A 12,559-nucleotide genomic window follows, 5' to 3' on the forward strand; every position below is an offset into this window, starting at 1 on the left:
TTAAAACATAAATTAAAAATGCTACTTTTTTGCTTTTTAATATATTCTATCATTATATAGTTGACTCTTGCTTATATAGATGAATTCATCCTATAATAAAAAAGTCATAGCAATAGATGAAAAAAGGAGCTAACCACATGATGAATGATATAGGAACAAAAGTAAAAATCAAGCTTGTGTCTAAAATTATTCCGACTGATGGAGAGCTTGAAACATATGAAATGTGGCTGCAAGGATCCTTTATTAATAAATCAGGTAGTTATTATTTGCGATATGAAGAAGTGCAAGAAGACAATACGATTCGCACAACGGTAAAGTTGACAAATGACCAAGCGTTTATTATGCGTAGTGGTAGTGTAAGCATGCGTTTGCCTCTTAATGTAAAGCAAAAAGAAAATGGCCACTATGATAGTATGTACGGCTCATTACCACTTGTCACGAAAACACATCAATTATCATATGAACCAATACATGAAAATTCTCAAGGGCGCTTTTACACGCAGTATGATTTAATCATTGACGGTACAACTGTCGGCAATTATACATTAGAAATTCAATACTCGGAGGTACAATAATGAACGCTGTAGAACAATTACAACAATCTATTAAAGCTGCACTAGTTGCCGCTATTGAAAAAGCACAGCTAATTGAAGCTGGTACAGAGATAAATATCCATTTAGAAACACCGAAAGATAAAGCAAATGGTGACTTTGCAACAAATATCGCTATGCAATTAACAAAGTTGGCGAAAAAACCACCACGCGCTATTGCAGAAGCTATTTTAGAAAATCTTGAAACAGCGGATACTGATATCGAAAAAATCGACATCGCTGGTCCTGGTTTTATTAATATTACAGTGCGAAAAGATTTCTTAGCAGGAGTAGTAAAAGCTGCTAATGAGCAAGGAGAAGCTTACGGACGTTCAAATGCAGGTAATGGCGAAAATATTCAAGTAGAGTTCGTATCTGCCAACCCAACTGGTGACCTTCATTTAGGACATGCACGCGGAGCATCAGTAGGTGATTCGTTATGTAACGTATTAGATTTTGCTGGCTACAATGTATCACGTGAATATTATATTAATGATGCGGGGAACCAAATTAATAATTTAGCTTATTCACTTGAAGCACGTTATAAACAAGCTCTAGGTATGGATGCAGAAATGCCAGAGGATGGTTACCACGGTCAAGATATTATAGATATCGCTGGAAAAATTGTTGAACAATTTGGCGCAAGCGTTTTAGATAAATCTGATGAAGAACGTTTCAATTTCTTCCGTGAACATGGCTTAAAGCTTGAGCTTGATAAATTACAAAATGATTTGAAAAACTTCCGTGTTGAATTTGACGTTTGGTATTCTGAAACATCTTTATACAACAACGGAAAAATTGAAGTAGCTTTAGATAAATTAAGAGCGAATGGTCATGTGTATGAAGAAGACGGTGCTACATGGTTCCGCTCAACAACATTTGGTGATGATAAAAACCGCGTACTTATTAAAAATGACGGCTCTTTCACATACTTAACACCGGATATTGCTTACCATCAAGACAAAATTTTGCGTGGCTTCGATAAATTAATTAATATTTGGGGAGCTGACCACCACGGCTATATTCCACGTATGAAAGCCGCAATCGAGGCATTAGGTTATGAGCGCGATACACTAGAAGTGGAAATTATTCAAATGGTGCAACTGTATAAAAACGGTGAGAAATTCAAAATGTCGAAGCGTACTGGTAACGCTGTAACGATGCGTGAGCTAGTTGAAGAAGTAGGACTTGATGCAGTGCGTTACTTCTTTGTAAAAACAGCGGGCGATTCTCATATGGATTTCGATCTTGATTTAGCTGTTTCACAATCGAATGAAAACCCAGTGTACTATGCTCAATATGCTCACGCACGTATTTGCTCAATTTTACGTCAAGCAGATGAGCAAGGCTACAAAGCTTCATTAGAAAATTTACAATTGCTAACAGCAGAAAAAGAAGCGGATGTATTGAAAAAAGTAGGTGCATTCCCACAAGTGGTTGCGGATGCAGCGAAACACCGCACACCGCATCGTATTGCTAACTACATTCAAGAATTAGCTGCAACTTTCCACAGCTTCTACAATGCTGAAAAAGTAATTAATGCCGACAACAAAGAGCTAACAGAAGCACGTATTGCATTAATTACAGCAGTGCGTATAACAATAGCGAACGCATTAAAATTAATCGGAGTATCTGCTCCAGAAAAAATGTAATTTTAAAAACAAAAAGTTGTTTTGAAGGCGAGTCCTTCGAAACAACTTTTTTTGTTTCCCGAAATTAATTGAAAAATTTTTTATCACATCAAAATGAAGTAACATCAGTAATGAAAACGCTATAATATACAAAACCTATAAAAAAACTAGGAATAAGCTGTTGACTTACAAAATTGCAGGCTTTACAATCAATTCCAACAATAAAGTTTAGAAAATACAGATTTTATAAAGGTGGCGTTGAAATTGAGTAAACAGCTTTTTATTAAAACTGAAGACCAAAGAGCTTGGTTACAAAAGCTTGAGGAGCTCGAGGATTCATTTAAAGGGCGTGCACAGCTAGTTGATGAGCTAGCGCGTTTCCCTAAAGAAAATATTCAAGCACTCCGTGACATTGGCTATACAAAAATCACTTTACCGAAGCAGTTAGGGGGAGAAGGTTTTAGCATTTATGATGCGGTACTATTACATGAAACATTAGCGAGCTATGATGCTAGTACGGCACTATCCATTGGCTGGACATTACTAACAGTCGGCGATTTATTCGATAATGAGCAGTGGGAAAAGAAAACGCTAGATGAATTCGCAAAAGAAGTTGAACGCGGCGCTATTATTAATCGAGCAGTTAGTGAATTTGCAATGGGAAGCCCAGCACGTGGAGGTCGTCCTGCCACATCTGCAAGAAAAACAGCGAGTGGTTGGTTAATAAACGGGCGGAAAAATTATACAACCGGTGCACCTGAGCTGGACTATTTTTTAACATCAGCTTGGATTGAAGAACAGGGTAAAATTGGATTCTTCTTAATTCCTCGAGAGGCAGAGGGCGTTTCGATTGATGAAACGTGGGACGTGATTTCGATGCGCGGTACAGGTAGTCATGACCTCGTACTAGAAAATGTTCATTTGGAGTCCTCTAGTTTGGTTGAAATTCCGAGTTATTCTACAGGTTTTAAGTTAAATGGCTGGTTACTATTAATTCCGGCTACTTATTTAGGTATTGCACAGGCAGCGCGCGATTATGCCGTGCATTTTGCGACAACACATACACCGAATAGCTTGAACGGTCCAATAAGTGAGTTGCCTAATGTGCAGTCGCTAATTGGTGAAATCGACTTAGAGTTAGCAACGGCACGTTTTACTTTATACGGAGCTGCGGAAGCATTTGCTGATCCAGTTCGTAAAGAACATGTAGTACATGAAATTAATATCGCAAAGCATTTCGTGACAAATAGCGCACTATCGATTGTCGATAAGGCAATGCGTATTGTTGGAGCAAAAAGTCTTCAACGCAATAATCCATTACAGCGTTATTACCGAGATGTGCGTGCAGGACTTCATAATCCACCGATGGATGATATGACAATCAAAAAGTTAGCTGAGACGGCTATTAGTCAATTTAACGAACAAAAGGAGAGAGTGTAAATGTCATTTAAAAAAATTTTAAAGTTAGCGTTGATTAGTATTGCATCCATTTCGATTTTGGCAGCTTGCGGAGGAGAGAAAGAAAATTCTGGTGCAGCTTCAGCAGACGGTGTACAAGTGAAAAAAGTGAAAGTCGCTTATGATCAAGCAGGTAAGCCGATGTCATATATTGATGAAAAGGGAAATCCGACTGGCTATGATGTGGAAGTAATGAAACTTATTGATGAAGCGTTAGAAGAATATGAATTTGAATACATCGGAACATCCAATGATGATTTATTACTCGGTGTAGAGCAAGGTAAATACCAAGTAGGGGTAAAAAATGCTTTCTGGACAGAAGAGCGTACAGCAAAGTATATATTCCCGCAAGAATTTTTAGGGCTGAGTAGTGCCGGTCTAGTATTGAAAAAAGAAAATGAACATATTAAAAATTTAAGTGATTTTGCAGCGGCAGGTATGACATTGGCACCAATCGCAGCAAATAACGCTCAATACACAGTTATCGCAGAATATAACGAAGCAAATCCAGACAATCAAGTGCAACTAAAAGCAGGTGAAGAGTTTTCAGTAGACGTTGTGCAATGGGTAAATGAGGGACGTGTTGACGGTGGAGTGCAAATTGAAGGGAGCTTCACAGGGCAAGTGTTAACAGAAGGTGGTCCATATTATCATTTGAAGGATCAAGTTGTGTATAACGAATTTGCGGTAATTAAAACGTGGCCATTGTTCAATAAAAAAGAACAAGAATTTGCTGATGCCTATGACAAGGCAATTGCAGAAATTAAAAAGACAGATGCGTTAAATAAACTGAGTGTAGAGTTTTATGGCAAAGATTTATTCGAAGTTCTAGATTCAGTGGAGCGTTGATGGGAGCTGATGCAAATCATCAGCCTTTCTAATCAATATAAGAAAGGATAAATTTCTGGAGATTTAACATTGTCTAGCTCCAGTGCCCAGCCCCTCGAGGTCGCTTTTGTCCCTCAATCGAAAGCGTAAAAGATGCTTTCGTTTGAGAGCCATCCAGCGCTTGTCGGGGCTAAACGGGGCACTTAAGCATTTCTAATGTGTCTAGCTCCAGCGCCTAGCCCCTCGAGGTCGCGGTCTGCCCCTTTATCGAAAGCGTAAAAGATGCTTTCAATACAGGCCTGCAAGCAGCTGTCGGGGCTGACCAAGGCGCTTGCGCTTTTCTAATCAAAGAAAGTGGTGTGATGGATGGAGAAATATTTTGATATCGCGTATTTATGGTCGGCACTACCGCAACTATTGCCTTATTTATGGGTGACAATCTATATCGCTAGTGCAGCTGTAATTGTCGGTAGCCTACTAGGGTTACTCCTTGCCGCTGCTAAGCTAAGTAATAACAAGCTGTTACAATGGTTGGCAAATGTATATACGACTGTTATGCGATGTACGCCATCCATCGTCCTATTATTTCTTGTCTATTATGGCATTCCGGCGTTTTCGGAAAATTTATTCGGTATTAATTTGCAAAATGTTCATACTGGGATATTTGTTGTCATTACCTTTAGCTTACAGTTTGCGGCGATGATGTCGGAAGTAATCCGTTCTGCTTATTTAGCTATTGATCGGGGGCAGTTTGAAGCTGCTGTTAGTGTTGGTTTAACACCGCTTCAGGCATATCGTCGTATTATTTTTCCACAAGCACTAGTCATTGCTTTACCTAACTTTGGGAATGGCCTCATTGCTGTATTACAAGAAGGGGCGCTAGCTTATACGATTGGTTTCATTGACATAGTAGGCAAGGCAAATTTAATCATTGCGAACAACTATAATACACATGCACTAGAAATTTATATTGCGTTGGCAGTTATTTATTGGGTCATATCTATTGCGATTGAAAAGAGCTTTAGTTTATTAGAAAAGGCATTTAGCAAAGGGAAGCAACCGTTAAAAACAACGTAAGGAGGAGTGACAATAATGGAATTAATAAATGTAAAGTTTTTAATTGATACGTTTTTCGTCGCATTAAGCGGTGTTCCGGTTGCGCTTCTTGTTACTTGTGTGTCGCTGCTCATTGCTGTACCATTAGGTTTTTTTCTCGCGTTAACGCGTATCAATGAAATCCCTGTCCTGAAAAATATTACGAAAACATATGTATCATTCGTCCGTGGTACACCTGTAATTATTCAAATTTTCGTTTTATATAGCAGTATTCCGTTAATACTGGATGGTATTTTAAAAAATTACAATATTGACTACGCCATATACGATGTGAATCCACTTTGGTATGCCTATATTATATTTTCATTTAATACAGCTGCGGTGCTTTCTGAAGTATTTCGCTCAGCTTTGCAAACAGTTCCAAAAGGGCAGCTAGAAGCAGCACAGGCAGTAGGGCTAACGACAGCACAAGCGTATCGACGTATTATAATTCCTCAAGCATTAGTCGCTGCCTTACCAAACGTATGTACAGCGACAATTAATTTAATTAAAGCAACCTCACTCGGTTACGCTATTTCATTACAGGAAATTACGTTGAGAGCGAAAGTTGCGGCAAATGTTGGCTACAACTATTTAGAGGCGTATATGGATATTTTCTTCGTTTATTTAATTTTATGTATGACGGTTGAATATTTATTTAAGCTATCGGAGCGTCGATTAAGTCGCTATAAATCTGTCGTAGCATAAGGAGGAGCGCGCTATGTTAGAAATTAAAAATGTCCGTAAATCATTTGGGCAACATGAGATTTTACAAGGTGTAGACTTAACTATTGATAAAGGGGATGTAGTCGTTATTTTAGGGCCAAGTGGATCAGGGAAAACGACGCTTCTCCGTTGTATCAATTTTTTAGAGCGAGCAGACGCAGGGACAGCTAATTTTGGCACAATTGCAGTCGATTTAAAAAATGCATCAAAGAAAGAAATTCTTGAGGTTCGTAAAAAAACCGCGTTTGTCTTTCAAAACTACAATTTATTTCATAATAAGACAGCGTTAGAAAATGTAGCAGAAGGGCTTGTCATTGGGCGTGGAATGAAAAAAGAGGAGGCACACCGGATCGCAAAAGAAGCATTGAATCAAGTAGGGCTGTCACATAAATATGATGCTTATCCAAGCCAATTATCTGGAGGACAACAGCAACGAGTTGGCATAGCGCGAGCGATTGTGTTAAATCCAGACGTTATTTTATTCGATGAACCAACTTCAGCACTCGACCCGGAGCTAGTCGGAGAAGTACTAGAAGTAATGAAATCCATTGCCAAATCCGGTACGACAATGGTCGTTGTCACACATGAAATGTCTTTTGCGCGTGATGTAGCGAGCCATGTTATTTTTATGGACGGTGGGCGAATTGTTGAAGAAGGATCTGCTCATCAACTATTTGTGAACCCGAAAGAAGAGCGTACGAAACAATTTCTACATCGTGTATTACCCGAAGATTATAATTACCACATTTGAATATTCAGATAACAAAACATACACAACTAACTTTTTTTCGCTATAATAAGAGTAATGGAAAAGTTCATTTGTATTTTGTATGAGGTTCTTTACTTATTGTAAAGTTAAAAGGGAAACCGGTTTAAATCCGGTGCGGTCCCGCCACTGTAAATGCGAATGTTTAACAACAACCACTGAGCAATCGGGAAGGATGTTAAACATGCTTGATGCATAAGCCAGGAGACCTGCCTCTACATTACACCTACGACAACCTACGAGGATAGGAGGGTGGTACTATTTCTGCATTTGTATGTAGTCTAGTCTATTCTTTTGTTAGTCTCTCGCATTCGTCGGGGGACTTTTTTAATTTTTATTATCGGAGGAATTTACAGTGAGTAAAAAAAGTGTACTCGCTTACATACTATCCATTACGTTGCTGTTAGTGAGTATGTGGCTTGGAATTGCAATTGGATCAGCCGATATACCAATCTCAACATTATGGGATAAAGAAACAAATCCTACAGCATACAGTATTTTATGGAACATAAGGTTGCCACGTGTTATTTTAGCGGCATTAGTTGGAGCATCCCTAGCAATAGCCGGTGCTGCATTCCAAGGATTACTGAAAAATCCACTTGCTGATCCGTATACGTTAGGAATTTCATCAGGTGCTTCGGTAGGGGCTGTTGCTACGCTATACTTTAGTATGTCTATTCCGTTTTTAGGTACTTTCACGTTGCCAGTATTTAGTATTATTGGAGCTGCCATTACGATGATTTTCGTAATGGGCTTTGCAAAACTTGTAGACCGTTCTATGAAAATGGAAACGCTCATTTTAACGGGTGTTATTTTTAGCTCATTTTTAGGTTCTTGTATTTCACTAATGATAGCTCTAACGGGTGAGCAGCTTCGCGTCATAATGGGTTGGCTTTTAGGCAGTGTGTCCATGAGGGGCTGGCCATATGTACAAATGATTATCCCGTTTGTCATAATAGGTACATTACTCATCTGGCTAAACCGTCGTGAATTAAATGCGATGATATACGGTGAAGATCGAGCAAAGTATTTAGGTGTCGATGTAAAGAAGAGTAAATACGCTATTTTAGTAGGTGGCTCGATGTTAACTGGTGCTGCTGTCGCAGTATCTGGGACAATAGGATTTGTCGGTTTAGTAGTACCACATATGATGCGTCTCGTTATTGGGGCGGATCATCGACATTTACTCATCCTTTCATTTCTTAATGGTGCTAGTTTATTAGTCATTTGTGATTTAGTATCACGGACTATTATTGCACCAACAGAGTTGCCGATTGGTGTTATTACTGCATTTATCGGTGCGCCGGTATTCGCCTACATTTTTTATAAACAGCGCAAGAAGGGGGCATAATCATATGTTACGGGTAGAACATATATCAGGTGGCTACGGTGCAACCCCTATCGTAAAAGATGTTTCATTTACTGTTGGGAAAGGAAAAATTCTCGGAATTCTCGGTCCAAATGGAAGTGGTAAATCGACTTTATTAAAAGTGATTAGTGGGGTCATTCCATCAACAGCGGGTCAAGTGTTTATTGAAGATAAAGATGTCCATCAGTATTCTACAAAAGAATTGGCGAAAAAAATGGCAGTGCTACCACAGCTTCACGCGAATGCCTTTTCTAATTCTGTTCGAGATGCAGTATCGCTAGGGCGTTATCCACATCAAACGGGTTTTTTCTCAACATGGTCAAGTAAAGACGAAGAAGCCGTTCAAAAAGCGATGGCGCAAACAGGTGTTACAAAATATGAAAACACCTTTTTAGAAAATTTATCAGGTGGAGAGCAACAGCGAGTATTTATTGCTCAAGCATTGGCGCAATGTTCGAATGTATTACTGTTAGATGAACCAACAAATCATCTTGATATAGCACATCAAAAGCAAATTTTAGATATGATCCGCAAAGAAGCTAAAGAATCCGATTTGACGGTCGTATCAGTGTTCCATGATATTAACTTAGCCTCACTTTATTGTGATGAACTTTTATTAATGGAATCAGGCAGTGTTAAAGCGATAGGTGTACCACATGAAGTATTACTTGAATCGCAAATTGAGGAAGTATATGCCGCGCGTGTTGCAACATATGCTCATCCAGAAATACCGAAGCCGCAAATTACAATGCTACCAGAAGCGGTAGAGGAGTCATTTTTTGGAGAAGTGACAAAAGAGCATTTTGTTATAGCTCCTCATTTTGTTAAGCTACAAGCAGATGCCCCATTAAAAGTAATCTCTTCTGCAGTTCATAATGCAGGGATGGGCTGGTATGGGACATTCGTAAATCGCTGCATTGATGTCGATTATTTTTGTAATGATGTAAAACAAGAGACGCAGCAATTTTTAAGCAATGAAAAGCTATCCCCTACGAATACAGTAGTGATGTTAACGGCGGTTCCACCAGAAAATGTTGTAATTGAATCCTTTCTGGACGGCCGAGTAATTGTTGCGGTAACAGCTGGCATTGGAAATGCAGTTGACGCAACAAGAACATATGAAAGAGACGATGTTTTTCATGCCGGAACGATTAATACTTGGGTCATTATTAACGGGAAACTGTCAGATGAAGCATTTTACCAGGCGATGATTACTGCTACAGAAGCAAAAACGAAGGCCCTTGCGCAAGAAAATGTTGTAGATTCAAGAACAGGTACGATTGCAACGGGCACAGGTACAGATAGTTTACTTATAGCAGCCACACAAAAAGGGGAAGAAATGCCATATGCCGGTCCAATTACTGAAATAGGAAAATGGATTGGTCGTGGGGTTTTTGAAACAACTGTAAAGGCTATTGTGAAATATAATAGAAGACAAACAAATTAGGAAGGAAAGGGTGATACATGATGAAATTGTATACAAAAACAGGGGATAAAGGGAAAACGAGTATTATTGGAGGTCGTGTCGATAAGGACCATTTACGCGTTGAGGCTTACGGCACTATAGATGAATTGAATTCATTTATAGGCAAGGCGATGACAGAGCTTGATAACCGTGAATTATTTAAAGATATTTTAGCGGATTTAGAAGCGATTCAGCACGAGCTATTTGATGGCGGCGGTGATTTAGCGAATGTGATGAAGGAACGTCATTACAAGTTAACGGAAGCGCCAATTGATACACTTGAAGCGCGCATTGATGTACTTTCAGAAGAAGCACCACCGTTACAAAAATTCATTTTACCAGGTGGTTCTCCTGCTGCTGCGACGCTTCATATTGCGAGAACAGTTGCACGTCGAGCTGAGAGACAAACGGTATCATTAATGAAAGCCGAGTCAGACGTATCACCAATAGTACAAAAATATTTAAATCGCCTATCTGATTATTTATTTGCAGCTGCTCGTGTAGTCAACTTCAGATTAAATATCCAAGATGTAGAATACGTACGTAGCGCAAACGTATTTAGATAAATTGTTGTGAAGTTTGATCAATAATAATTACTCATAATGAGCAAAAATAATCCTATAAATACAAATGATATTAGCATTTGCTAGGTTGATTTCCGTTACGGCTGGGACGCTAAAAAAGCTACTGAAAAAGTGATTTTCATAAAAATATTCGAATAATTATTTGCCTTTATGATTTAGCGCTCTGATACTCCCTTTCCGCGGGCATGGCTTGAGCCTCCTCACTGCGTTGCAGGGTCTCAAGGCTCATGCTGATCCCGCAGGAAGCTTTGCTCTGTAGCGAAAGGCGCAGCCGTCAGCTACACTGTCGCACCGTGCTAAATCATTTGAAAATTGTATCGTTGTCGCAAATTCTTATTATAAAAAATGCGTGTATCTATTTTTTCAGTGGCCTCAAGCTAATCCTCAAGGAGTCGCCCAGCCTTCACTACAATCAACAATTATTAGTTAAGTTACAGTAAATGTTATGTGTTATTTCAAATCTCATATTAACTATTAAATTCAGAAATCATTAATATTCTTCGGAGGTTGGATTGTGATTGAAGTAAAATATTTGAAGTTAGATAAAACAAAACGCACAATTGTCATTTCAGATATTCATGCAAATTTACACCTTTTCAAGAGATTGTTAGATAAATTACAGTTTACTGCAGAAGACTATCTATTCATTAATGGTGATTTGTGTGAGAAAGGACCTGCAAGTTTAGAGGTAATTAACTATGTGCGCTGTATGTCCGAAGAATCGACGAATGTTTTTATTACAAAAGGAAATTGTGATGTAGTATTTCGTTCAGTAATCAGTGGAAATGAGAGCATCATTTCATATATGAACAGACAACAGTATTCTGTATTAAATGAGATGCTATTGAAAAATGGTAAATCACTGGATGATTTTGCGGACTTAAAAGAGCTAGCACATTATTACCGTTCGTATTTTTCAGAAGAACTAGAATGGCTTGAAGCATTACCGACTGCATTTGAAACAGATGATTTTATTATTATTCATGCAGGTATTGAAAATAATGTAGATTGGAAGCAAACAAGTGAACATTTTGGTATATCTACACCCTCATTTTATGAGAAAAATCATCAAGCTGATAAGACAGTCATAGTAGGACATTGGCCAGTCGTTAATTATAGGGCAGAACAAATTAGCTCACATAATCCGTTGATTGATCTGGAAAAGCGTGTGATTGCATTGGATGGCGGAAACCAAATCAAAGCAGACGGTCAACTGAATGCCTTGATAATTAAGAATGACACATTTTCATTTACATACGTGGATGAGTTGACATGCGAGATGTTCGTTCAACATGAACATGTAGACTCAACAGGAAGAGTTGGAACGGTTACATATCCGAATTACCAAATGACGATTATTAAGAAAGAAGAATTTTTTACACTTTGTGAAAATAATAATCTAGGTATTCAACAATGGATAAAAAATGAATATCTAATTGTTAATGACAATGATGCACGCTGCAAGGATGACCTTAGTACAACGTTTTTATCGGTAAATAAAGGTGACTCAGTGCATATTGTCAATGATACATGCGAAGGTTATACGTTAATTAAGAAAAACAATGGAGAAGTAGGATGGATTCCTACAAGTTGTTTGTGATTTTATGGTGTAAGCTATTTATAAAAATAACGAACAATCTATTTACTCTATAAACAAATAACTATGAAAAGGTGTATTTAATAAAGGCTATTATTCCTTATTGTTGATATTTGTAAATTTTGATCAATAAAGCAAATCAACTTGTAGTAACTTCAATGTCCATAATAAATCGTCCATTCTATTTTAAAAAGATTGGACGTTTTTTGTATTTATTTTTATTTAGGGTAGCAGTTTGCAGAGCGCGGCACCACATAGTACTCGCAAAACGTTTTCGCCGCAATGAAAATCAGTTTATCGATATTGATACAGAAAGCTGTCCAAAATAATTGGTATTCCATCCTTTATCATTTTAATTTTCAGAAATTAACATAAATTCTGTTGACTGAATGCTCATTCATAACTAAAATAGAAATAAATATTTATAGAAAGATTGGCTATTTATTGAAA

At 38.1% G+C, this 12,559-nt stretch carries 11 protein-coding genes and 1 riboswitch; all 11 genes read left to right on the plus strand.

The window, feature by feature from the left end:
* Positions 1-137 precede the first annotated feature (137 nt).
* The 11 genes from AAFN87_RS11290 (at position 138) to AAFN87_RS11340 (ending at position 12,112) form a co-directional block, all read left to right on the plus strand.
* A complete protein-coding gene (locus AAFN87_RS11290; RefSeq protein WP_347791165.1) occupies positions 138-575 on the plus strand; it encodes a YwiB family protein in 438 nt (145 codons plus the stop codon).
* Positions 575-2,242 (plus strand): arginine--tRNA ligase, encoded by a 1,668-nt coding sequence (gene argS, locus AAFN87_RS11295; RefSeq protein ID WP_347791166.1) that lies wholly within the window; start codon positions 575-577, stop codon positions 2,240-2,242. The genes AAFN87_RS11290 and argS overlap by 1 nt, the downstream gene beginning before the upstream one ends.
* A 243-nt stretch (positions 2,243-2,485) precedes the next feature.
* Complete coding sequence (locus AAFN87_RS11300; protein WP_347791167.1) at positions 2,486-3,661, plus strand: acyl-CoA dehydrogenase family protein; 1,176 nt, start codon at positions 2,486-2,488, stop codon at positions 3,659-3,661.
* Positions 3,662-4,528 carry a transporter substrate-binding domain-containing protein gene (locus AAFN87_RS11305; protein WP_347791168.1) on the plus strand — a complete coding sequence of 289 codons (867 nt, stop codon included), beginning with the start codon at positions 3,662-3,664 and terminating at the stop codon, positions 4,526-4,528. It abuts the gene before it with no gap.
* Positions 4,529-4,873: 345 nt separating this feature from the next.
* Positions 4,874-5,584, plus strand: coding sequence for an amino acid ABC transporter permease (locus AAFN87_RS11310; RefSeq protein WP_347791169.1), 711 nt, complete (start codon positions 4,874-4,876; stop codon positions 5,582-5,584).
* 15 nt (positions 5,585-5,599) lie between these two features.
* Positions 5,600-6,310 carry an amino acid ABC transporter permease gene (locus AAFN87_RS11315; protein WP_347791170.1) on the plus strand — a complete coding sequence of 237 codons (711 nt, stop codon included), beginning with the start codon at positions 5,600-5,602 and terminating at the stop codon, positions 6,308-6,310.
* A gap of 13 nt (positions 6,311-6,323) precedes the next feature.
* Positions 6,324-7,079, plus strand: a complete 756-nt coding sequence (locus tag AAFN87_RS11320) for an amino acid ABC transporter ATP-binding protein (protein ID WP_347791171.1) — start codon at positions 6,324-6,326, stop codon at positions 7,077-7,079.
* Positions 7,080-7,144: 65 nt separating this feature from the next.
* Positions 7,145-7,324: riboswitch (cobalamin riboswitch) on the plus strand.
* 125 nt (positions 7,325-7,449) lie between these two features.
* A complete protein-coding gene (locus tag AAFN87_RS11325) occupies positions 7,450-8,445 on the plus strand; it encodes a FecCD family ABC transporter permease (RefSeq protein ID WP_347791172.1) in 996 nt (331 codons plus the stop codon).
* A 4-nt stretch (positions 8,446-8,449) separates the two neighbouring features.
* Positions 8,450-9,910 (plus strand): adenosylcobinamide amidohydrolase, encoded by a 1,461-nt coding sequence (locus AAFN87_RS11330; protein WP_347791173.1) that lies wholly within the window; start codon positions 8,450-8,452, stop codon positions 9,908-9,910.
* Positions 9,911-9,930: 20 nt separating this feature from the next.
* The gene (locus AAFN87_RS11335) at positions 9,931-10,494 is read left to right on the plus strand and encodes a cob(I)yrinic acid a,c-diamide adenosyltransferase (protein ID WP_347791459.1); all 564 of its coding nucleotides are present in this window, start codon (positions 9,931-9,933) and stop codon (positions 10,492-10,494) included.
* Positions 10,495-11,026: 532 nt separating this feature from the next.
* On the plus strand, positions 11,027-12,112 hold the full coding sequence (locus AAFN87_RS11340) for a metallophosphoesterase (RefSeq protein WP_347791174.1): 1,086 nt from the start codon (positions 11,027-11,029) through the stop codon (positions 12,110-12,112).
* Positions 12,113-12,559: the final 447 nt, after the last annotated feature.

The sequence above is a fragment of the Solibacillus sp. CAU 1738 genome (genome assembly GCF_039888725.1).
GTDB lineage: Bacteria > Bacillota > Bacilli > Bacillales_A > Planococcaceae > Metasolibacillus.